Source organism: Microvirga sp. VF16 (assembly GCF_016864375.1).
In the GTDB taxonomy this organism is placed as follows: Bacteria; Pseudomonadota; Alphaproteobacteria; order Rhizobiales; family Beijerinckiaceae; genus Microvirga.
Window position 1 is genome coordinate 5,393,034 of sequence record NZ_CP069354.1, and the last position, 21,265, is coordinate 5,414,298.

Below are 21,265 nucleotides of genomic sequence, written 5' to 3' on the forward strand. Positions count from 1 at the left end.
AAGCAGATAGGGCAGCACGCGAGCCAGCCAACAAAAAACCCGCACGATGGCTCGCGCAGGTTGTCGAAACAAAAATCCCCGGGCTGTTGAGCCCGGGGATCCATCGAACTCTGAAATTCAGAGCCCGATTACTTCTTGTCCTTGGCCTTCAGAGCAGCGCCGAGGATGTCGCCGAGCGACGCACCCGAATCGGTCGAGCCGTACTGAGCCATGGCCTCCTTCTCCTCAGCGACCTCGAGGGCCTTGATGGAGACGGTGACGCGACGGGCCTTGCGGTCGAACTGCGTGACGCGGGCATCGAGCTTCTCGCCGGCGGCGAAGCGCTCGGGGCGCTGGTCGGCGCGGTCACGAGCGAGCTCGTTGCGCTTGATGAAGGTGGTGAGGTCGGTGTCGACGATCTTCACCTCCAGGCCGCCGTCCTTCACCTCGAGAACCTCGCAGGTGACGATCTGGCCCTTCTTGATCTCGCCGGCTTCGGCGAAGGGATCGCCCGCAAGCTGCTTGATGCCGAGCGAGATGCGCTCCTTCTCGACGTCCACGTCGAGAACCTGAGCGCGGACGATGTCGCCCTTCTTGAAGTCGTCGATGACCTGCTCGCCCGGACGGTTCCAGTCGAGGTCCGAGAGATGGACCATGCCGTCGACGTCGTTCTCGAGACCGATGAACAGACCGAACTCGGTCTTGTTCTTGACCTCGCCTTCGACCTCGGTGCCGACAGGATGCTTCTCGGCGAAGGCCTCCCACGGGTTCTGAAGCGTCTGCTTCAGGCCGAGCGAGATGCGGCGCTTCACCTGATCGACCTCGAGGATCACGACCTCAACCTCCTGCGAGGTGGAGATGATCTTGCCGGGGTGGACGTTCTTCTTCGTCCAGGACATCTCGGAGACGTGGATCAGGCCTTCGATGCCGGGCTCGAGCTCGACGAACGCACCGTAATCGGTGATGTTCGTGACGCGGCCCTTCAGCTTCGCCTGGACCGGGTAGCGGGCGGCGATGCCTTCCCACGGATCGGCCAGCAGCTGCTTGATGCCTAGCGAGATGCGGTGCGTCTCGTGGTTGATCTTGATGATCTTCACCTTCACCGTCTGGCCGATGGTTACGACCTCGGACGGATGGTTGACGCGGCGCCATGCCATGTCGGTGACGTGCAGCAGACCGTCGATGCCGCCGAGGTCAACGAACGCACCGTACTCGGTGATGTTCTTGACCACGCCGTCGATGACCTGACCCTCTTCGAGGTTCGCCACGAGCTCGGAACGCTGCTCGGCGCGGCTCTCTTCGAGAACCGTACGGCGCGACACAACGATGTTGCCGCGGCGGCGGTCCATTTTGAGGATCTGGAACGGCTGAGCCACGCCCATGAGCGGGGTGACGTCGCGGACCGGGCGGATGTCGACCTGGGAGCGGGGCAGGAACGCCACGGCGCCGTCGAGGTCGACCGTGTAGCCGCCCTTCACCTGGTTGAAGATCGTGCCGTTGACGCGCTCCTGGGCCTCGAAGGCCTTCTCGAGCTTCACCCACGACTCTTCGCGGCGGGCCTTGTCACGGGAGATGACGGCCTCGCCCAGCGCATTCTCGATGCGCTCGACATAGACCTCGACCTCGTCACCGACGACAACCGTCTGGTCGCGGTTCGGGCCGGCAAATTCTTTCAGAGCGACGCGACCTTCGGTCTTGGCGCCGATATCGATGACCGCGACATCCTTTTCGATCGCGACCACCTTGCCCTTCACGACCGAGCCTTCGCTGATCTCGTTCGTGCGGAAGGATTCTTCGAGCAGGGCCGCGAAATCTTCACGGCTCGGCTGTTGCAAAGCTGCAGACATTAAGTTCTCCTGAATGGCCCTCGTTTAAAGGGGCAACGCCGGCGGCTCGTGTTAACGGGCCGTTTCCAGCCGCCGCTGCCTGAGGACGCCCCTTTAAGGGCCATGTCCAAGGCATGCCGCTCTTTGAGCGGGCCGGCGTATCATCGACGGATGGAAACGCTTATTCCTCAGGACCTTGGCGGAACACCGCAAGGGCGCGTGATACGCACCCTTACACAACGCTGACCGTCAATGTCCTGTAGGATGGGGGTTCTAATATCCCAAGTGGGCCCAGATCACAAGGCTTTCAAGGATTTGGGCCCATCCTGCAGAAATGGGGCCCCGGCCCGATCGCTCAGGCGGGAGCCGCCCCTTGTGTGTTCACGTAGACCGCATAGAGCGACTGGCTCGCCGCCATGAACAGACGGTTCCGCTTGGGGCCGCCGAAGCAGATGTTGCCGCAGACCTCGGGCAGACGAATGCGTCCGATGAGCTTGCCCTCCGGCGTCCAGACGATCACGCCGCTATAACCCACCGACCGCCCGGCATTGCTCGATGCCCACAGATTACCGTCCACGTCGCAGCGTACGCCGTCCGGCCCGCATTTCACTCCGTCGATCATGCAGTCCGTGAACACCCTGCGGTTGGAAAGCCTGTTGTCGGTGCCGACATCGAAGACGTGAATGTCCCCCTTGCCGCCGGGGCCCGTGTCGCCGGGACCCTTGCCCGTGCTCGTGACATAGAGCCTCCGATAGTCCGGCGAGAAGCACAGGCCGTTGGGATCGGGAACCTGGTCCTCCGGCACCACGAGGTCGACGCGACCGCTCGGATCGATGCGATAGCAATTCGTCGGCAGCTCTCTCCGGGCCGTACCGATCCCGGGGGGCTGGCCGAGCCTCGGATTGAGCCGCCCGCCCGCGTTGCTCGGCCCGCCCTGAACGTCGGGTGCGCCCTCGTAGAGCTGCCCTCCGTAAGGCGGATCGGTGAACCAGTAGCTGCCATCGGGATGGGCCACCACATCATTCGGCGAGTTGAGAGGTTTGCCCTCGAAGGAACTTGCAAGCACCGTGACCGAGCCGTCGAGCTCGTAGCGGACCACGCGGCGGGTGAGATGCTCGCAGGAGAGCTGACGCCCCTGGAAGTCGAAGCTGTTGCCGTTGCTGTTGTTCGATGGCGTGCGGAACACCGTCACACGGCCATCGTCCTCGAGCCAGCGCAGCTGCCGGTTGTTCGGAATGTCGCTCCAGACGAGATAGCGTCCCTGGGCGTTCCAAGCCGGTCCCTCGGACCAGAGCGCTCCGGTCCAGAGACGGGTGATGGCGCTGTTCGGCTGGGCATATTGGTTGAAGAGCGGATCGATCGTGAGAACGTCCGGGTCGGTGAAATAGGTGGTGGGTGCCCCTCTGGGGCTGAAGTCGCGCGGAGGGCTTGTCACGGTGCTGGGGGGCTGGGCGGGAGCCTGAGCCAGGGCGCTGCCGGAGCCCACCGCAATGGCCCCTACACCCATGACCTTGATGAGGCTGCGTCTGGACAGGATATCAAGATTCTCGACCGGCGAATGTCGCTGCGAAGTCATGGACACCTCCCTGTTTCGGCGCCTTTGGGACCCGCTTGTCGGCCGACTGCGAGCCGCGCTTAAGGGGTAGAATCCCATATTTCAGCGTAGCTGGAACTGTTCTTTCGAGGAATTGAATCTAGGGCTGGCTCGCGAGGATTACCCTCTCGTGTCACCTCGCGCGATGACTGCCGTAAAAGCCTATGGCCAAAAGACATTCACCCCCGCTTCTGGGAAGCGGGGGTGAAAAGAATCGATCAATGTCAGTGGAGTCTGCCGTTCATCAGTCCTCGTGAATGAGGCTGTGCTCGCGAGTGTCCTTCATCCGCAAATAGACGATCAGCGACAGGCCGACCATGCCGGTCACGTACCAGAAGAACCCGTATTCGATGCCGGCCTGCTTGAACCACAAAGCCACGTATTCGGCGGTGCCGCCGAAGACCGTGTTGGCGATGGCGTAGGGCAAAGCAACGCCGAGCGCCCGGATATGGGCCGGGAACATCTCCGCCTTCACCACTGCGTTGATCGAGGTGTAGCCGGTGACGATCACGAGCGCCGCGAGGCACAGTGCGAAGGCCATGTACGGGTCCTTCGTGCCGGCGAGCGTCGAGAAGATCAGATAGGTGAACAGCACGCCGAGGATGCCGAAGCCGACCATCAGCGGCTTGCGGCCGATCTTGTCCGACAGGGCGCCGGCCGCGGGCTGGAGCACCATGAAGATGAAGAGCGCCGCCGCCGTGATCTGGCTCGCTGACTCGCGGGAGAAGCCCGAGGTGTTGACCAGGAACTTCTGCAGGTAGGTGGTGTAGGCATAGAAGGCGAGCGTGCCGCCGGCGGTGAGCGCAATCACCGTGAAGGCCTGGCGCGGATATTTGGTGAAGAGAGCGAAGCCGCTGGAGCGCGGCGCCGCCGTCTCTTTCGCGTTCTTGAAGGATTCCGTCTCGGCGAGGCCGCGGCGGAGATAGAACACGATCACGGCGAGCACACCGCCGATGGCGAACGGGATGCGCCAGCCCCAGGCTTCGAGATTCTGCTCCGACATGACCTGCTGCAGGATCAGCAGCACGGCGAGTGCGAGAAGCTGGCCCGAGATCAGCGTCACGTACTGGAAACTGGAGAAGAAGCCGCGACGGCTCTTGCCCGCCATCTCGCTCAAGTAGGTCGCGCTGGCGCCGTATTCGCCGCCGACGCTGATGCCCTGAAGCAGACGCGCCAGAACCAGGACGATCGGCGCGAACACGCCGATGCTCTCATAGCCCGGCGTGACGGCGATCATCAGCGAGCCCGTGCACATCAGCGTCACCGAGAGGGTGAGGCCCGCCTTGCGGCCCTTGCGGTCGGCATAGATGCCCATGATCCAGGCGCCGATGGGGCGCATGAGGAAGCCGACGGCGAAGACGGCGGCTGCATTCAGAAGCTGGGCGGTCTGGTCGCCCTTGGGAAAGAAGATCGGTGCAAAATAGAGGGTGAAAGCGGAATAGACGTACCAATCGTACCACTCGACCATGTTGCCGGCCGATCCGCCGAGGATCGACTTCAGGCGGCCTTTCTGGTCGGCGACGTTATTCTTCATCAACATGATGCGACTCGTTTTCCAACGTGGGCACACGCCCCGAACGGAAGGAGCGCGTGGCTTTACGGAGAGGATGGAAGGATTGTCGGAAGGGGGCGGCAGCTGATGGCGTCTCGCTGCGGCCTCAGAGCATCGGCCCCAAAAGTGGAAGGCACTTTTGGGATCCAGCCGATGCTCCCATTCTTGAAAGCGCATCGTTAGGCGCGGAAAACCGGATCCACTTTTCCGCACGATGCGCTCGATTTGCCCCCGACATAGAGGCAGCCTGTCCCGGGGTCAAACCGGCCAGTCCGAGCGACGGGCCTGGGCGACAGCCCAGTCGAGGGCCTGTTCGAGGCGGTCGTTGCCCCAGAACATCTCGCCATCCTCGGTGAAGAAGGTCGGCGCGCCGAAGAGGCCGCGCGACTGGACCTCGTCGCCCATCCGGCGCAGGCGCATCTTGTTGCAATCATTCTGCGCCTCGGCGAGGACGGCCTCGGCCTCGAGTCCGAGCTCCGTCAGGATCCCGGACAGGACCGCAGGGTCGGCGATGTCGCGGCACTCGCCGAACTCGGCCGTGTAGACGGCCTTCGTGAAGGCGGGGGTCCAGCCGGGCTCGACGCCGAGGAGCGCGATACGCGCCGCCAGAAGCCCATTCTGGGGAAAAATCTTGGGCCGATAGAACGGCAACCCAAGCCGGGCGGCTTCCCGCTCCATGTCGCGCCACATGTAGCGCCCCTTGGCCGGAGAGAGCGCGAAGGGTGAGGTCTCCATCCCTTGAGCCTTGAAGACGGGCCCGAGCAGGAACGGCCGCCACAGGAGCACTACGCCGGCCTCCGCGGCCGCTTTCTCGATGCGCATGGCGGCGAGATAGGAATAGGTCGAGGCGAATTCGTACCAGAATTCGAGGTTCGGCTGACGGATCATGAGCGCCTTTCACTGCCAGCGATCTGGAGAAAGGAACGGGCCAGCTCCCAAAGCCGGCTTTTGCTCCATGAGGTGGCCTACCTCATTCCCTTAAGTGATGGCAGGGTCTGGTTTTCCGGGCAGGAATGCAGAGGAAGCATGCCGGCTCAATAAATGCCCGTTGCACTGACCAAGCTTCCGTTTTAAGTCGCGATCACCCTTATCAACGGAACCCTTTGCTATGGCTGAGAAGCGCGTGAACAAGGTCGTGCTCGCCTATTCCGGCGGCCTCGACACCTCCATCATCCTCAAGTGGCTGCAGACCACCTATGGCTGCGAGGTGGTGACCTTCACCGCCGATCTCGGCCAGGGCGAGGAGCTGGAGCCGGCGCGCAAGAAGGCCGAACTGCTCGGCATCAAGCCGGAAAACATCTTCATCGAGGATCTGCGCGACGAGTTCGTGCGCGACTACGTGTTCCCGATGTTCCGCGCCAATGCGCAATACGAGGGTCTCTATCTGCTCGGCACCTCCATCGCCCGGCCGCTGATCGCCAAGAAGCAGATCGAGATCGCCGAGAAGGTCGGCGCCGATGCGGTCGCCCACGGCGCCACCGGCAAGGGCAACGATCAGGTGCGCTTCGAGCTCGGCTATTATGCCCTCAAGCCCGACGTGACCGTGATCGCCCCCTGGCGCGAATGGGACCTGCGCTCCCGCGAGCAGCTCATCGCCTTCGCCGAGCAGCACCAGATCCCGATCGCCAAGGACAAGCGCGGCGAGGCTCCCTTCTCCGTCGACGCCAACCTCCTGCACGCCTCCTCCGAGGGCAAGGTGCTGGAGGATCCCTCCGTCGAGGTGCCGGATTACGTCTATTCGCGCACCGACGGTCCCGAATCCGCGCCCGACAAGCCGACGGTGATCACCATCACCTTCGAGAAGGGCGACCCGGTCGCCATCGACGGCAAGAAGCTCGGCCCCGCCGACCTGCTGGCGAAGCTCAACGAGCTCGGCCGGATCAACGGCATCGGCCGCCTCGACCTCGTCGAGAACCGCTTCGTCGGCATGAAGAGCCGCGGCATGTACGAGACCCCTGGCGGCACGATCCTTCACCTCGCCCATCGCGGCATCGAGTCGATCACCCTCGACCGCGGCGCGGCGCATCTGAAGGACGAGCTGATGCCAAAATATGCCGAGCTCATCTATAACGGCTTCTGGTTCTCGCCTGAGCGCGAGATGCTGCAGGCGCTGATCGACAAGTCCCAGGAATTCGTCACCGGCGAAGTCAAGCTCAAGCTCTACAAGGGCGGCGTCCACCTCATCGGCCGCGAGAGTCCCTATTCCCTCTACGACCAGGACCTCGTCACCTTCGAGGAAGGCGCCGTCGCCTACGACCACCGCGACGCCGCCGGCTTCATCAAGCTCAACGCCCTGCGCCTGCGTACGCTCGCCCAGCGCAAGAAGAAGCTGGGGCTGTAATACCTGATGTAACTCAGATCGGGCGGGTTGCTTGCAATCCGCCCGGCCGCGTCTTGCAAGTCAGAGTTGCGGCTTAATGTGAATTTACAACGAAACGATATCAAGTTACTATTCGGAATTAGTTGGCTTTATCCGAAGAGAGTTCTATGGCCCGCATTGAAGTTACTGCCGAAAATTTCCCTGGAAGCTTACTCGAAGGCTCCGGGACCGACACCTTCGTGCTGGTAGGCGGTGGTACATTCGATTTTGCGTATGTGATCCTGTCTGGCTTCTCGGCAATAGCGATAGAAAGCGGAACAAGCAGATATGCAACTGTGCAAATTTCCGGCGAGCAATTGGCCGCGTCACTTCTCTGAGCAGTACCGATTCTTATACTTCTATCTCTTTGACCGGGAGCAACATCGATCTGAGCGGAAAAACACTTACGGGTATCAACAGCCTCAGTATCGCTGACGACAACGCGAGTGTCACGGTCAGCAGCTTGTCTCTCGCACTAAAGCTCGATGCGCTTGAGCGGCAAGAGGAAACGATTGTTCTCAATGGCCCGGTTTCAACTCCGGCCAGCAGAGCCGACCTTCACAATCAAGGCTTCGATAGAATCGTAGAAGGATCGAATATCTGGATAGACGCTGCACCCACCCTGACGGGCCTGACAGGTCGCTTTCACGTTCGCGAAGGTGAAAGCGTAAGGCTCGATCCGGAGGGTGATGCCTTCATTTCAGACGCCGAAGGCCCGATTGCCTATCTCGATATCGATCTGTCAGGCAATGGCTATTACTATGTCATGAGCAACTTTGAGCTTGGCGAGAATTTCACGCTTCTCGATCATTCCTCCGATCAGACCTTGCTCTACAAAAACTCCGCCATTGCCATGGTAAGCCGTAAATTCGGTGGTGATGGCGTAAGAATCATATTCAATCAATCTGCCACCGTGGACATGATCAACGAGTTTGTGAAAAACCTTGCTTATGCTCCGGGTGACTTTGTCTATGAAGAAAATGTCATTGTTACGATAACGGCGCGCGACAAGGGGCATCGGAAAGCGGAAACTGTCCTCTATGTAACCGCGGAAAATAATTGGACCCCTACTAAGCCGACGCTCAAGGGCAACTCCGTCGCGGAGAACTCTGCTGCCGGTACAGTCGTCGGTACTCTCAATGCCACGGATGCCAATGGGGATCCAATAACCTACAGGCTGACCAATAATGCGGGTGGACGGTTTAGCATTGATAATGACAAGTTAGTTGTCTCTGGCAATGTACCGATCGACTATGAGCAGTCGACCACGCACACCGTCACCGTCGTCGCTAATGATGGCGAGCAGGACGGGTTGCCCTCAACATTTACTATTTCCGTTCTCAACGTCGTTGAGAACACTGATCCTGTCCCCAATGTCCCGACTATTCCGACTGTTCCCACTGTCCCTGCCGAGAACAGAACATTGGGCACGAAGGGGAAGGACGTCCTTGTCGGCACGACGATGAAAGACATTCTCTATGGAGGTCTTGGAAACGATACGTTGACGGGCGGCCAGGGCAAGGACTCCTTCGTTTTCAACGCGAAGCTAGGCACTGCCAAAACGGACCGTAAGGTAAACTTCGACACGATTACAGACTTCGATGTCACGGCGGATTCGATTTGGCTCGACGACAAGATCTTCAATAACAAAGCCTTGAAGTTATTGGGCAAAACGGCTTCAGAGGCGAACCCGAAGAAGCTCAATCGTCTATAATAAAAAAACTGGTGTGTTGGCCTACGATGCGGATGGATCGGGATCTAAAGCAGCCATCGAGTTTGCACAGCTGAAGAAGGGTCTCTCCCTCAAGTACGACAGTCTCTTCGTGATATGAGACTGCGAGAAGACCTGAGTCTCCTTGGCAAAGGATGACGAGAAAGACCGTCATCTCCGTTTGAGTTGGCATCTGTCGGCATCATTCCTTCTACCTTCTCCGAAATATCTCTACTCGCTCTCAGAGCATGTTTTGACGAAGTGGATCCGAAGGGCTGCCCGAATGATACGTCGTTCCAGGAAGACGCATCGGATTCGATCCCAAAAGTGGACTCGCTTTTGGGATCGATGCTTTAGTGACCCAACGATCGTCTCTCGTTGATGTGAGGAGGCCCGTAAAGGGGGACAGGGAACCTAACTGAATCTCGGCCGTAGACTTAAAGTCTCATCGACTTAAGAGAGGCCCGATGCCGTCGCCTTATGTTCCGTACTCACCATCGAAAGCCGCGATTGCCGGGCACACGATCCACAGGTTGCTGACGTCGTTTCCCATCGCCTGCTTCACGCTCGCGCTCGCAACCGACATCGCCTATTGGCGGACGTCGAATCTGATGTGGCTGGAATTCTCCGCCTGGCTCCTGCTGGCGGGAATCACCGTCGGCGTCGTTGCGGCCGTCTTCAGCGCGATCTTTTACTTGGTTCGCTATGGGACCCGCGCCCTGAGGCTCGGCTGGACCGCCGCCATCGGCACTCTCATCGTGCTGGTCCTGGCCTTCTTCAACAACCTAGTCCACGCGACCGACGGCTGGACCGCAATCATGCCTTGGGGCCTGGCCCTCTCGGCCCTGACGGTGCTTGCCATGCTCGTCACGCTCTGGCTCGGCGCTTCGCTGGCTTACGGTCCCGGCACGGGAGGGCGCACCTATGACTGATCGCTTCCGCCTGCATCTCGTCCTTGCCGGAACCTGTCTCCTCGTGCTCAGCGGCTGCAACGACGGCAATGGAAACTTCGATACCGCAAGCCAGATCGGCCCCGATCCGGTCCTGCCGGAGCCCAGCGCGGAACTCCTGCCCGACCTGAAGATTGCCGAGGTCGTCGGCTGGAAGGACGGTCAGACGCCGACGGTTCCCCAGGGGCTCACCGTGACCGCCTATGCCAAGGATCTGGTCAATCCGCGTTTGGTGCGGACCCTGCCGAACGGTGACGTGCTCGTGGTGCAGTCGCGCGCACCGGAAGGCAAGCCGCTGCCGCGGCCCAAGGATGTGATCCGCGAATGGATCATGGCCATGGCCAAGGGCGGAGGCGGCGGACCGCAGAAGGAGAGCAACCTGATCACGCTCCTGCGTGACACGAACCGCGACGGCCAGGTCGACGAGCGCAAAGACCTGCTGAAGGGTCTCAACTCTCCCTTCGGAATCGTCTGGCACGACGGCACGCTCTACGTGGCTGCGGCCGATGCGATCCTCGCCTATCCCTACCAGCTCGGACAGACGGAGATCACGGCGCCGCCGAAGGAGCTGGCGCCGCTCCCCGGAGGGCCGATCAACCATCACTGGACCAAGGATCTGGCGCTCAGCCCGGACGGGCGTTTCCTCTATGCCTCCGTCGGTTCCAATTCGAATGCCGCGGAGCGCGGGCTCGAGGCCGAGAAGGGACGAGCCGCGATCTGGCAAGTGGATCGCACAACCGGCGCATCTCGCCTTTACGCCTCCGGCCTGCGCAACCCCAACGGTCTTGTGTTCCATCCCGAAACCGGCATCCTGTGGACGGTCGTGAACGAGCGTGATGAGCTCGGCCCCAATCTCGTGCCGGACTACCTGACCTCGGTGCAGGAAAACGGCTTCTATGGCTGGCCGTGGAGCTATTTCGGCAACCACGTGGACGAGCGCGTACACCCGCCGCGGCCGGACATGGTGCAGAAGGCGATCAAGCCCGATTATGCGCTGTCCAGCCATGTCGCCGCGCTCGGCCTGACCTTCTCGATGAACTCGGCAATGCCGGAGCCTTACAGGAACGGCGCCTTCATCGGCGAGCACGGCAGCTGGAACCGCAATGCCTTCAACGGCTACAAGGTGGTCTACGTGCCCTTCGCGAACGGCAGGCCCGCCGGCAAGGCGCAGGATGTGGTCACCGGCTTCCTGGACGGTGACCAGGCCCGTGGCCGGCCAGTCGGCGTCGCCATCGACGGCACCGGCGCCCTTCTCATCGCGGACGATGCAGGCAATACCGTGTGGCGCGTGGCGGGCTCCGGCGCCTCGGCTCCGCAAAGTCAATGGACGCGGTACGAGGAGGGTCGCAGGCAAGAAGCCTAGGCGCGCCTCCCAGTCTTCTTCGTTATCGATCCTGGTCAACCGAACACTTCTCCTCGGGCAGGGTCAGGTGCGTCTCGTCTCCCATGTTACCCCCGCCGATCTCAGGGTTTTTCCTGATGGTCAGATGATCGTGCAGAAGCGAGGCTACTCGGCAACAATTCAAATGCCTTCGACGGCTGCAACAGGGGCGTCTCATAGGTTGGTCGCAATGTCCGGCAGAGAAACGTTTGGCCATCTGAAACGCAGCTTGTTCCGAATGCTCGTTGCGACAGGATCCCTGTCCATTGCGTTCTCCGCAATGGCGCAGCCGTCCCCTCCTGTCGCTACTCTTTTCGAGAACGTCCGCATCTTCGACGGCAAGGCTGCGACCCTGTCAGCCCCTTCCCACGTTCTGGTGTGGGGCAACACCATCGCGAGCATCTCGACCGCCCCGGTCAATGTCGCGGCCACCACGAATGTTCGCGTCATCCCGGGAAATGGGCGCGTGTTGATGCCGGGCCTGATCGACATGCATTGGCATGCGATGCTGGTGCGGCCGACGCCCGCGATCCTTCTCTCCAGTGATGCCGGCTATGCCAACCTGCTGGCAGGTGTCGAGGCGACGGCGACGCTGATGCGCGGGTTCACCACCGTCCGCGACCTGGGTGGACCGTCCTTCGATCTCAAGCGCGCCATCGACGAGGGATTATTGCCCGGACCGCGCATCTACCCGTCGGGCGCCGTGATCACGATCACCAGCGGCCACGGCGATTTTCGCCAGCTCTCCGATCTGCCACGGACCATCGGCGGCATGCTAGCCCGTGTCGAGCAGCTCGGCGGCAGCATGATCGCCGACAGCCCCGACGAGGTGCGCCTGCGTGTGCGTGAGCAGCTCATGCGAGGCGCCTCGCAGATCAAGCTCACGGCGGGCGGAGGCGTGGCCTCCCCGTTCAGCCCGCTCGATGTCTCGACCTTCACCGAGGCCGAGCTGCGCGCCGCGGTCGAGGCGGCCGAGAATTGGGGAACTTACGTCTGCACCCATGCCTATACGTCCGTCTCCATCCAGCGGTCGATCGCAGCCGGCGTGAAATGCATCGAGCACGGTCATCTGATGGATGACGCCACGGCTCGGCTGATGGCCGAGAAAGGGATCTGGCTGAGCACGCAGCCCTTCCTCGATCTGAGCGCCGCCAGCGGACTGGGCCCGGCGGAACAGGCCAAGTTGCGGCAGGTGATCACCGGCACGGACGCGGTCTATGGCCTGGCGAAGAAGTACGGAATCAAGACGGCGTTCGGCACCGACGTCCTGTTCTCCAAGGAACTGGCCAAGCGGCAGGGCGCCATGCTCGCCACCCTCACCCGCTGGTACACGCCAGCCGAGGCGCTGATCATGGCAACCTCGACGAATGCCGAACTGCTGCAACTGTCCGGTCTTCGCAACCCCTATCCCGGCAAGCTCGGTGTCGTGGAAGAGGGAGCGCTAGCGGATCTGCTGCTCGTCGACGGCAATCCCCTGGAGACCATCGATCTCGTTGCCGATCCGGACAAAAACTTCCTCGTCATCATGAAGGATGGCAAGATCTACAAGGAAACGCTGCCGAAGTGAGATTCCATTCCGAAGGACATCTTCGGGGCGATTGGAGCATTTTTCGGCGAGGTGGATCCGGTTCGCCGTCAAAAAAAGCAAAGAAGAGAGCTGCTTCAAAGTGGAAGCAGCTCCAGGTCGAAAGGCAGGTGCCAGCGTGAAAACACGCGCGAGAACGCACCCTACGGTCCTGTCTAGGTCGTTCGGCTTTGTGATGGCGGGGGTCCGTTTCCTCTCCTGGGCCATCCTCATTCTCTGGAGCACCTTGGCCATCTATTATTCGAACCTGCCGTGGGCCGGGCTGCGTCTGGGATTGGCGGGAGTTTTTGCAGCTTTTGCCGTCTGGGCGCTCTGGCTGTCGCGCCGACGGCACATGCCCGTGGTCGTGATGGCGCTGTTTCTTGGTGTCGTTGCGTGGTGGATCGCCATTCCACCCTCCCATGATCGGCCCTGGCGGCCCGAAGTCGCGGTGATGCCGCGGGCCTTCGTCGAGGGCGACCGCGTGCGCCTCACCGGAGTGCGCAACTTCGACTATCGCAGCCGCGACGATTTCACCATGCGCTACGAGGAACGCGAGGTGCTGCTGTCCCATCTGACCGGCCTCGACTTCTACGTCTCCTACTGGAGCGAAGGACTGGTCGGACACACGTTCCTGAGCTTCGTCTTCGACAATGCGCCGCCCTTAAGCATCTCCATCGAGACACGGCCGGAGGTGGGAGAAGGCTTTGACCCCATCGCCTCCCTCTTCAAGCAGTTCGAGCTCATCTATGTGGTGGGCGACGAACGTGATCTGGTCCGCGTGCGCACCAACTACCGCCCGGAGACTGTCTATCTCTATCGTCTGAATAGCTCGGCCGAGGACGCGCGCCGGCTCCTGCTGGTCTATCTCGAACGCATCAACGAGCTCGCCGACCGTCCGGAATGGTACCATCTGCTGAGCAACAATTGCACGATCAACATCATCCGCTACGCCAACGCCGCGGGCCGGAAGGGCCGGTTCGACATCCGGCATCTCCTCAATGGTCTGATCGACAGTTACCTCTATCACTCAGGCCGGGTGAACACGGCGCTGCCGTTCGACGAATTGCGGCGGCGCTCCCTCATCAACGAAGCCGCTCGGGTCGCCGATGATGCGCCCGACTTCTCGCAACGCATCCGCGCAGCCCTGCCGACGGTCTCGCCCTGATGTTTGCCCGCGCGAAGGCGAGGAGCCGTTGCCTCCCTTTCTCCACGCGGCGTGCGGCAGAGGCCAGTCAATCGTCACCTTCGAGGAAGACGCTGTCGCCTACGACCACTGCGACTGACGTCGCAGGCTTCTCACGCGCTGCGCATGCTCGCCCAGCACAAGAAGAAGCTGGGACTGTAAGAAAATAAAACCCGCATCATTGCCGGGCTCGACCCGGTCATTTCGTTTTCCGACAATCGCTTCATTTCCCTGAACTGAACCCACGCCGATCCTCCGCGATCACATGCGGTCTCAGTGCGAATATTCCGCAATGGTCCGCTTTATGGCCATTGCCGGACCTTCATGGTTCATCGGTTCAGAACGGCGCGTAAGGCCGTGTGTGGAACCGCTTGGAAGCGGCTCTTAGCGGACACTCGGCAGAGCCATGGCCGGAAGCACGAAGGGGACCGCTGCCACGAGCGATCCCCTATCCACGTTTGGCGGCTTCAGGGTGAGCCGATGGCCTCGTAGCTGAACTCGCCCGGCCCGCCATTGCCGGCCAGCGTGATGCCCGTCTCGAAGCCGTCATTCTCATCCAGGTTCGCCAGCAGATAGCCGGTGTCGGTTTCCTCGTTGGCGAGGTAAACATAGGTCAGACCGTCATCGCCGTAGGTCTGGTTCGCTTCCTGAGCCGCTTCATCCATCGAGGTCGCATTGGTGCCGGCCGAGCCGTAATTCTCCGCTGTCCCCCTGACCGGAAGATCGATGATGTCTTCGTCTTCCAGGCTGAAGTCGACGATCGTGTCCGCGCCGGTCGAGGTCGCCGGGCTCTCGTGCGCCGGATCGCTGTAATAGAACCGGTCGTCCTGTGCGCCGCCGCTGAGCCGGTCCGAGCCTAAGCCGCCCATGATGAAATCGAAGCCGTCCTCCCCGTACAGCCGGTCGTTGCCGCCCTCGCCGAAGAGCATGTCATGACCGTTGCCGCCGGAGACGTCGTCGGGCCCTTCCCCGGACCATATCCTCTGGGTCCCGTCGCCCGCGACGATGACGTCGCGGTCCGGACCGGTCCACAGCCACGTCTCGCCGGTCACCTGGTCACCCAGCTCATAATAATTCCCCGATCCGGGAAGCTGCTCGTCCAGATCGTCCGGCACGGGTGTGACGGCGCCCGCAGCGCCACCGTCATCGGATCCTCCAGGCATGTCGGGGGTCTGGCTCTGCGTATCCTCGCCTGGGGAATAAGGTTCAGCGGCGCCGCCGCCGTCATTCGATCCTCCAAGCAGGTCGGGGGCCTGGCTTTGCGTATCCTGACCTGGGGTGAAGCGACCGCCAAATGCCATGCTCTTCTCTCCTCTCGGTGCGGACCGATTTCCGCACTGCGAGGGGCAATGCCGGACATGAGGCGGATAATCTGTAAAGTAGATCACACCCTTCAGCGTCGACGTTCCATGTGCTCGACTTGCATGCCGTGCTCTGGCGCACCTTGCGTGACCTAATGGGCTTTCGCCAGCAGGAACTAACCATCAAGGTGTCTATGGAGGTCGATTAGGTCGAGCCTCCGCCGCAACCCTCAGACGCGTGAAAATGAGGCTCGATTTCGCATAACGGGGCGTTATGGAACGCAGAGTCGAATGGGAGAACTGATCCGGGAATGTCCAAAATGGGCATAGGCAGACGGAGAACCATTCTCCGAAAATAGGCTGGACCAAAATCGCAAACGGGATCTCATTAGCGTTCCTCAAGGGCCGGCAGGCCCCGCATCGTTCCCTTTTTGTTCTTGACAATGATCCTAACCTCGGCTATATCATTGCCTTAGATCTGCTCCTGTCGAGGGGCGCGCTCGCGAGGCGTCGCAGTGTGGGAGCAGGCACGGTCCCGTGAGGCTGACTCGCAATCGGCTTCGACGGGAGGCCCAGGATGTTTGGGTTGGTGGTCGGGATCGGTCGCAGGCCGCCGTCGCGCAGACGGTCACCGCCGGCGGCGGTTGACTGAGCCGGCCTCTCCTGTCCGCCTAAAGAAGCCGTGCGCGAAGAGGCAGTTCGGCTCTTCCATCTCACACCAGACATCGAGCCGGGCTGCCCGTCGCGCCACCCTCGATCCATCGTCAGGCTCGCAGCGCAGGCTGCGGGCCCACAGGTGCTGGTCTCCGTCAGGGAAGCGTCACTTCCTGCGGCGTGGTCCCGCCGCCGTCGAGGACGAATTTCCAGGACCCGTCCGCTTGTTTCTTCCAGATGCTCACATAGACCCCATGGGCCTTGGTTTCGCCGCCCTCGCGGATCCGATAGCGCCCGAAGGTGTAACCGAGGTCTTGGCTTGCCGCGATCTCCGCCGTGAGAGGCTCCCAGGACAGGGCCGATCCGGTGACCTGCGAGAAGGCCTCGACGAAGGCGGATCGGCCGAGAAGCGGCATGCTCCCGGGTCGGATCAGGACCGGGGCATCGGCCGCAAAGGCGATGAAGGCCTTTCCGGTGCCCTCCCGTTGCGCCATGGCATTGAAGGCCAGATCGACCTCGATCAGTTGTTGAGCGGTCATGGGTCCTGACGGAAACGAAGGTGGGGCAAGCCCGGCCATACCGACCGGTTCCTGCCGACAGATAAGATACATTGTAACAAATATTCCTGTCCGGCCCAGCTTGCAATCCTGTTTCCCGCCCTATTGCGGCCTCACCTTTCTCCCTATATTGCAGGGCAATCATTTTTCGCCCGGTACGAGCCAGGGGCGCGGCCAAGCTTGCCGCGTGCCGGGCCGCTTTGCTTTGAAAGACCCCGTATGAAATTACGCAATATCGCCATCATCGCCCACGTCGACCACGGCAAGACGACCCTCGTCGACAAGTTGCTCCAGCAATCCGGCGCGTTCCGCGAGAACCAGCGCGTGGAAGAGCGCGCCATGGACTCGAACGACCTCGAGAAGGAGCGCGGCATCACCATTCTGGCGAAGGCGACCTCGGTGGTCTGGAAGGACACCCGGATCAACATCGTCGACACCCCCGGCCACGCCGATTTCGGCGGCGAGGTGGAGCGCATCCTCAGCATGGTCGACGGCGCCATCGTACTGGTCGACGCAGCCGAAGGTCCGATGCCGCAGACCAAGTTCGTGGTCTCTAAGGCCCTCAAGATCGGCCTCAAGCCCATCGTGGCGATCAACAAGATCGACCGTCCCGACGGCCGTCACCAGGAGGTCATCAACGAGGTGTTCGACTTGTTCGCGGCGCTCGACGCCACCGACGAGCAGCTCGACTTCCCGATCCTTTACGGATCCGGCCGCAATGGCTGGATGGCCAAGTCGCCGGAAGGCCCGCAGGATCAGGGTCTGGCCCCGCTCTTCGACCTCGTGCTCGAGCACGTGCCCCCGGCCAAGACCGAGGAAGGCCCGTTCCGCATGCTCGGAACGCTGCTTGAATCGAACCCCTTCCTGGGCCGCATCGTCACGGGCCGCATCAGCTCCGGCTCGGTGAAGCCGAACCAGTCGATCAAGGTGCTCGACCGCGAGGGCAACGTGGTCGAGACCGGCCGCGTCTCCAAGATCCTGGCCTTCCGCGGCCTGGAGCGCCAGCCCATCGATATAGGCGAGGCAGGCGATATCGTCTCCATCGCGGGCCTCGTGAAGGGCTCGGTGGCCGATACCTTCTCGGCTCCTGAGAACGACATTCCGATCCAGGCTCAGCCGATCGATCCGCCGACCGTGACCATGTCGTTCATCGTCAACGACAGCCCGCTTGCCGGCACCGAGGGCGACAAGGTGACGAGCCGCATGATCCGCGACCGCCTGTTCAAGGAAGCGGAAGGCAACGTGACGCTGAAGATCGAGGAAGCCGCCGACAAGGATTCGTTCTACGTTTCGGGCCGCGGCGAATTGCAGCTCGCGATCCTGATCGAGACCATGCGCCGCGAGGGCTTCGAGCTCGCCGTGTCGCGTCCCCGCGTGGTGTTCGAGAAGGATGAGAACGGCCAGCTCCTCGAGCCCATCGAGGAAGTGGTCATCGACGTGGACGAGGAGCATTCCGGCGTCGTGGTGCAGAAGATGTCCGAGCGCCGCGCCGACATGATCGAGATGAAGCCGTCCGGCGGCAACCGTCAGCGCCTCGTGTTCTACGCTCCGACCCGCGGCCTCATCGGCTACCAGAGCGAGCTTCTGACCGACACCCGCGGCACGGCGATCATGAACCGCCTGTTCCACGCCTACGAGCCCTACAAGGGCGAGATCGCGGGACGGCGCAACGGCGTGCTGATCTCCAACGACGCGGGCGAAGCGGTGGCTTACGCCCTGTGGAACCTGGAAGATCGCGGCCCGATGATGATCGAGCCCGGCTGGAAGGTCTATCAGGGCATGATCATCGGCGAGCACAACCGAGAGAATGATCTCGAAGTGAACGTGCTCAAGGGCAAGAAGCTCACCAACATCCGCACGACCTCCAAGGACGAAGCGGTGCGCCTGACGCCCCCGATCCGCATGACGCTCGAGCGCTCGCTGGCCTGGATCGAGGACGACGAACTCGTCGAGGTGACGCCGAAGTCGATCCGCATCCGCAAGGCGATCCTCGACCCGAACGACCGCAAGCGCGCCGAGAAGCAGAAGGAAGCGCTGAGCGCTTAAAGGCAGCGCGTTAGGCAGATACTGAAAGGCCGCCCAAAGGGCGGCCTTTTTTCATGATCCACTCCTGTCATCCCGGACGGCGCAGCCGATCCGGGATCGTGTGCAGGATAAGCCCCCTCTCGTCCAGCGATCCCGGATCTCCGCTTCGCTGCGTCCGGGATGACGAAACCAAGCTATCCTTCCGCCTTATCGCTTTGACCTTTCTTCGCGCCCTCCCCCATCGGATTTGTCGAATCCTCGCCGGAAGCCTCGGGGTTCTCGCGCCCTTGAGGGGTCAGCCGGGGCGCATCGATATCCTTGTCGGTTGCTTGACCGGACTTCTTGTTGTCGGGTTGAGCCATTCTGATCTCCTTCATCAGGAACTCGTCGAATCCGTTGCGTCGTGATCGCCCGATTCCGGCAATGAGCCCGTCCCGGGCGTCGCATCCGGATTGGTCAGGTGCGGCTTGTCGTGCGGGCCTGCCGCCGGCATCTTGCCGGTGCGATCCTTATCAGGCGACACCTTGGAGCCCGGCCGCTGCGGGTTCAACCGCTCGGATTCGGCACCCTTCTTCGTATCTTCGGTGGAATTGCCGTAGCCTGCATTGCCCATGATCCGCTCCTGTCAGCCTTTGCCCTTGTCCGTCTTCATCCGCTCGACGGCCTCAGCCGTCGCGTCCTTGTCCTTGGGCGAGAGACTCGCATCGCTCAGGTGTTTGGTGGCTTCCGGCGTTTCGGCTGCGGTCAGATCGGAATGGTCTTCATCCCGGTTGCCGGCACCGCCCATGGACTGGCGATAGGCATAGGCCTCGCCGCCGGGTTCGTCCCAGACCTTGCGCATGGTGTCGTTGGCCTCGGGGCCCGCGTTCGATGAATTTGCAACATCGCCGCCGCGCTGCTGGTTGCGGATCTGGTCCGCCGTTTGCTTCTGCAATGAGTGGGGAGCCTTGCGTTCCGCCATGATGAACTCCATCAAATCCTCTTGGAAACCTTGCTTGAATTCGGATGCAGCAAAGAGAACCCGACGGGCAGGGCGAAGTTCTGGCCACGCTTGGAGCGCGCAAACAAAAAGGGCGGCCGTGAAGCCGCCCCTCGTTGATCGTGCGATGAGACGATCAGAGGCCTTCGAACAGAGCGCTCGAAATGTAGCGCTCGGCGAAGGAGGGCGCGACGGTGACGATACGCTTGCCTTTGAACTCGGGGCGCGCGGCCACTTCGAGTGCTGCCGCCACATTGGCGCCGGTCGAGATGCCGCCGGGAATGCCTTCGAGCTTGGCAAGCCTGCGCGCCGTGTCGAACGCTGTCTGGTTGCCGACCGTCACCACGTCGTCGATGAGCGCGCGGTCGAGCACGTCCGGCACGAAGCCGGCCCCGATGCCCTGGATCTTGTGCGGACCTGGCTGGCCACCGGAAAGCACCGGGGAATCTTCCGGCTCCACGGCGATCACCTTCATGTTCGGCAGACGCGGCTTGATCACCTGGGCGACACCGGTGATCGTGCCGCCGGTGCCCACGCCTGCCACGAAGGCATCGAACTGGCCGTTGGTGTCGTTCCAGATTTCTTCCGCGGTCGTCTTGCGGTGGATCTCGGGATTGGCCGGATTCTTGAATTGCTGCGGAATAACCGAGTTCGGAATTTCGTTGAGAAGCTCCTCGGCCTTGGCGATGGAGCCCTTCATGCCCATGGGACCGGGGGTGAGGACGAGTTCCGCGCCGAGATAGGCCAGCATCTTGCGCCGCTCGATCGACATGGTCTCGGGCATCACCAGGATCAGGCGATAGCCCCGCGCCGCCGCCACGAAGGCGAGCGCGATGCCGGTATTGCCCGAGGTCGGCTCGATCAGGGTCGTGTCGGCATTGATCCTGCCGGCGGCCTCCATCGCCTCGATCATGCTGACCCCGATGCGGTCCTTCACGCTTGAAATCGGGTTGAAGAACTCCAGCTTGACCAGGATTTCGGCGTCGATCCCACGCTCCTTGGGCAGCCGGTTCAGGCGCACGAGTGGGGTGCTGCCGATGGTTTCCGTGATGGAACCGTAGATGCGGCCGCGTCCGGGCTTGGCGTCCGACAGGTTGAGAGTGTCAGCCATGAATTTCCTCCTTCAGGAGGAAGGAAACTTAACCTTTCCCGCACGAAGTGTCGATATTTACCTGAATTCACATATCAAATCGTGAAATCGACAGTGGGCATGGTTTCGACAGCCGCTTCGGCCTGCGCCTTCTGGCACAGGTCCTCCACCGTCACCTTATCGAGTTCGGCCAGAAACGCCTCGGTTCCGCACTGAACTAGGGGCGAGACCACGGCCTCGGCGAGACGCGATTCCGGCACCGGCGAGGAGCCGTCCTCCTCCAGGGCCGACATGGCGATGCGCACGATATCGCCCGCCGTGATCCGCCGCCTTTCGCGGGCGAGTTCGTAGCCTCCGCGGGGGCCACGCACGCCCTTCAGGATGCCTTGGCGAACCAGGGCCTGCAGGACAGGTTCCAGATAGCGCGGGGGCAGATTGTGCCGGGCAGCGAGGGCCTTGGCCGAGACCGGCATCGGCCGGGCATGGAGTGCGATGTCGGTGACGGCGGCGATGGCGAGAAGCGAGCGGCGCGAGAGAAAGTTCATGCGAGTGCTCCC

General features: G+C 61.9%; 19 protein-coding genes. 8 read left to right on the forward strand and 11 right to left on the reverse strand.

All coding sequences use genetic code 11. The features are described 5' to 3' along the window. Window positions 1–128: 128 nt before the first annotated feature. The 4 genes from rpsA to JO965_RS25330 all read right to left on the reverse strand — a co-directional run bounded on the left by rpsA (window position 129) and on the right by JO965_RS25330 (window position 5,839). On the reverse strand, window positions 129–1,826 hold the full coding sequence (gene rpsA, locus JO965_RS25315) for a 30S ribosomal protein S1 (RefSeq protein WP_203441676.1): 1,698 nt from the start codon (window positions 1,824–1,826) through the stop codon (window positions 129–131). Window positions 1,827–2,160: 334 nt separating this feature from the next. Beyond that, entirely contained in the window at window positions 2,161–3,381 is a 1,221-nt protein-coding gene (locus JO965_RS25320; RefSeq protein WP_203441677.1) for an SMP-30/gluconolactonase/LRE family protein, read from the reverse strand. A gap of 262 nt (window positions 3,382–3,643) precedes the next feature. Beyond that, the gene (locus tag JO965_RS25325; protein WP_203441678.1) at window positions 3,644–4,939 is read right to left on the reverse strand and encodes an MFS transporter; all 1,296 of its coding nucleotides are present in this window, start codon (window positions 4,937–4,939) and stop codon (window positions 3,644–3,646) included. A 270-nt stretch (window positions 4,940–5,209) separates the two neighbouring features. Next, window positions 5,210–5,839, reverse strand: a complete 630-nt coding sequence (locus tag JO965_RS25330; RefSeq protein ID WP_203441679.1) for a 2-hydroxychromene-2-carboxylate isomerase — start codon at window positions 5,837–5,839, stop codon at window positions 5,210–5,212. A gap of 220 nt (window positions 5,840–6,059) precedes the next feature. Here JO965_RS25330 and JO965_RS25335 point away from each other — a divergent pair, with 220 nt between their 5' ends. The 7 genes from JO965_RS25335 (at window position 6,060) to JO965_RS25365 (ending at window position 14,084) form a co-directional block, all read left to right on the forward strand. Beyond that, window positions 6,060–7,292 carry an argininosuccinate synthase gene (locus JO965_RS25335; RefSeq protein WP_203441680.1) on the forward strand — a complete coding sequence of 411 codons (1,233 nt, stop codon included), beginning with the start codon at window positions 6,060–6,062 and terminating at the stop codon, window positions 7,290–7,292. Window positions 7,293–7,438: 146 nt separating this feature from the next. Beyond that, a complete protein-coding gene (locus tag JO965_RS25340; RefSeq protein WP_203441681.1) occupies window positions 7,439–7,648 on the forward strand; it encodes a hypothetical protein in 210 nt (69 codons plus the stop codon). Between the two features lie 29 nt (window positions 7,649–7,677). Continuing rightward, window positions 7,678–9,024 carry a cadherin domain-containing protein gene (locus tag JO965_RS25345; RefSeq protein WP_203441682.1) on the forward strand — a complete coding sequence of 449 codons (1,347 nt, stop codon included), beginning with the start codon at window positions 7,678–7,680 and terminating at the stop codon, window positions 9,022–9,024. A 464-nt stretch (window positions 9,025–9,488) separates the two neighbouring features. After that, window positions 9,489–9,953 (forward strand): DUF2231 domain-containing protein, encoded by a 465-nt coding sequence (locus JO965_RS25350; protein WP_203441683.1) that lies wholly within the window; start codon window positions 9,489–9,491, stop codon window positions 9,951–9,953. After that, window positions 9,946–11,334 carry a sorbosone dehydrogenase family protein gene (locus JO965_RS25355; RefSeq protein WP_203441684.1) on the forward strand — a complete coding sequence of 463 codons (1,389 nt, stop codon included), beginning with the start codon at window positions 9,946–9,948 and terminating at the stop codon, window positions 11,332–11,334. The genes JO965_RS25350 and JO965_RS25355 overlap by 8 nt, the downstream gene beginning before the upstream one ends. Window positions 11,335–11,590: 256 nt before the next feature. Beyond that, complete coding sequence (locus JO965_RS25360) at window positions 11,591–12,919, forward strand: amidohydrolase family protein (protein ID WP_371826822.1); 1,329 nt, start codon at window positions 11,591–11,593, stop codon at window positions 12,917–12,919. A 193-nt stretch (window positions 12,920–13,112) separates the two neighbouring features. Continuing rightward, window positions 13,113–14,084: a DUF4105 domain-containing protein gene (locus tag JO965_RS25365; protein WP_203441686.1), complete on the forward strand. Its 972-nt coding sequence runs from the start codon at window positions 13,113–13,115 to the stop codon at window positions 14,082–14,084. 485 nt (window positions 14,085–14,569) lie between these two features. Here JO965_RS25365 and JO965_RS25370 read toward each other — a convergent pair whose 3' ends face one another. Then, window positions 14,570–15,403, reverse strand: a complete 834-nt coding sequence (locus tag JO965_RS25370) for a calcium-binding protein (protein ID WP_203441687.1) — start codon at window positions 15,401–15,403, stop codon at window positions 14,570–14,572. Window positions 15,404–16,212: 809 nt separating this feature from the next. Continuing rightward, window positions 16,213–16,596, reverse strand: a complete 384-nt coding sequence (locus JO965_RS25375; protein ID WP_203441688.1) for a DUF4440 domain-containing protein — start codon at window positions 16,594–16,596, stop codon at window positions 16,213–16,215. Window positions 16,597–16,833: 237 nt separating this feature from the next. Here JO965_RS25375 and typA point away from each other — a divergent pair, with 237 nt between their 5' ends. Next, window positions 16,834–18,660, forward strand: a complete 1,827-nt coding sequence (typA, locus tag JO965_RS25380; protein WP_203441689.1) for a translational GTPase TypA — start codon at window positions 16,834–16,836, stop codon at window positions 18,658–18,660. 173 nt (window positions 18,661–18,833) lie between these two features. Here the strand turns inward: typA and JO965_RS25385 are convergent, their stop codons facing one another. The 5 genes from JO965_RS25385 to JO965_RS25405 all read right to left on the reverse strand — a co-directional run bounded on the left by JO965_RS25385 (window position 18,834) and on the right by JO965_RS25405 (window position 21,253). Next, window positions 18,834–19,001: a hypothetical protein gene (locus JO965_RS25385; protein WP_203441690.1), complete on the reverse strand. Its 168-nt coding sequence runs from the start codon at window positions 18,999–19,001 to the stop codon at window positions 18,834–18,836. 14 nt (window positions 19,002–19,015) lie between these two features. Next, window positions 19,016–19,252, reverse strand: coding sequence for a hypothetical protein (locus tag JO965_RS25390; RefSeq protein ID WP_203441691.1), 237 nt, complete (start codon window positions 19,250–19,252; stop codon window positions 19,016–19,018). Window positions 19,253–19,264: 12 nt separating this feature from the next. Further along, entirely contained in the window at window positions 19,265–19,600 is a 336-nt protein-coding gene (locus JO965_RS25395) for a hypothetical protein (protein WP_203441692.1), read from the reverse strand. Window positions 19,601–19,754: 154 nt separating this feature from the next. Further along, the gene (gene cysK, locus JO965_RS25400) at window positions 19,755–20,729 is read right to left on the reverse strand and encodes a cysteine synthase A (protein ID WP_203441693.1); all 975 of its coding nucleotides are present in this window, start codon (window positions 20,727–20,729) and stop codon (window positions 19,755–19,757) included. A gap of 74 nt (window positions 20,730–20,803) precedes the next feature. Then, window positions 20,804–21,253 (reverse strand): Rrf2 family transcriptional regulator, encoded by a 450-nt coding sequence (locus JO965_RS25405; protein ID WP_203441694.1) that lies wholly within the window; start codon window positions 21,251–21,253, stop codon window positions 20,804–20,806. Window positions 21,254–21,265: the final 12 nt, after the last annotated feature.

Excerpts from the sequence above, each read along its gene's own strand:
- JO965_RS25340 (WP_203441681.1), top strand. The coding sequence starts at position 7,439 with ATGGCCCGCATTGAAGTTACTGCCGAAAATTTCCCTGGAAGCTTACTC.
- JO965_RS25335 (WP_203441680.1), top strand. The coding sequence starts at position 6,060 with ATGGCTGAGAAGCGCGTGAACAAGGTCGTGCTCGCCTATTCCGGCGGC.
- JO965_RS25320 (WP_203441677.1), bottom strand. The coding sequence starts at position 3,381 with ATGACTTCGCAGCGACATTCGCCGGTCGAGAATCTTGATATCCTGTCC.
- JO965_RS25405 (WP_203441694.1), bottom strand. The coding sequence starts at position 21,253 with ATGAACTTTCTCTCGCGCCGCTCGCTTCTCGCCATCGCCGCCGTCACC.
- JO965_RS25355 (WP_203441684.1), top strand. The coding sequence starts at position 9,946 with ATGACTGATCGCTTCCGCCTGCATCTCGTCCTTGCCGGAACCTGTCTC.
- JO965_RS25330 (WP_203441679.1), bottom strand. The coding sequence starts at position 5,839 with ATGATCCGTCAGCCGAACCTCGAATTCTGGTACGAATTCGCCTCGACC.
- JO965_RS25390 (WP_203441691.1), bottom strand. The coding sequence starts at position 19,252 with ATGGGCAATGCAGGCTACGGCAATTCCACCGAAGATACGAAGAAGGGT.
- JO965_RS25375 (WP_203441688.1), bottom strand. The coding sequence starts at position 16,596 with ATGACCGCTCAACAACTGATCGAGGTCGATCTGGCCTTCAATGCCATG.
- rpsA (WP_203441676.1), bottom strand. The coding sequence starts at position 1,826 with ATGTCTGCAGCTTTGCAACAGCCGAGCCGTGAAGATTTCGCGGCCCTG.
- typA (WP_203441689.1), top strand. The coding sequence starts at position 16,834 with ATGAAATTACGCAATATCGCCATCATCGCCCACGTCGACCACGGCAAG.
- JO965_RS25365 (WP_203441686.1), top strand. The coding sequence starts at position 13,113 with ATGGCGGGGGTCCGTTTCCTCTCCTGGGCCATCCTCATTCTCTGGAGC.
- JO965_RS25395 (WP_203441692.1), bottom strand. The coding sequence starts at position 19,600 with ATGGCGGAACGCAAGGCTCCCCACTCATTGCAGAAGCAAACGGCGGAC.
- cysK (WP_203441693.1), bottom strand. The coding sequence starts at position 20,729 with ATGGCTGACACTCTCAACCTGTCGGACGCCAAGCCCGGACGCGGCCGC.
- JO965_RS25370 (WP_203441687.1), bottom strand. The coding sequence starts at position 15,403 with ATGGCATTTGGCGGTCGCTTCACCCCAGGTCAGGATACGCAAAGCCAG.
- JO965_RS25385 (WP_203441690.1), bottom strand. The coding sequence starts at position 19,001 with ATGGCTCAACCCGACAACAAGAAGTCCGGTCAAGCAACCGACAAGGAT.
- JO965_RS25360 (WP_371826822.1), top strand. The coding sequence starts at position 11,591 with ATGCTCGTTGCGACAGGATCCCTGTCCATTGCGTTCTCCGCAATGGCG.
- JO965_RS25325 (WP_203441678.1), bottom strand. The coding sequence starts at position 4,939 with ATGTTGATGAAGAATAACGTCGCCGACCAGAAAGGCCGCCTGAAGTCG.
- JO965_RS25350 (WP_203441683.1), top strand. The coding sequence starts at position 9,489 with ATGCCGTCGCCTTATGTTCCGTACTCACCATCGAAAGCCGCGATTGCC.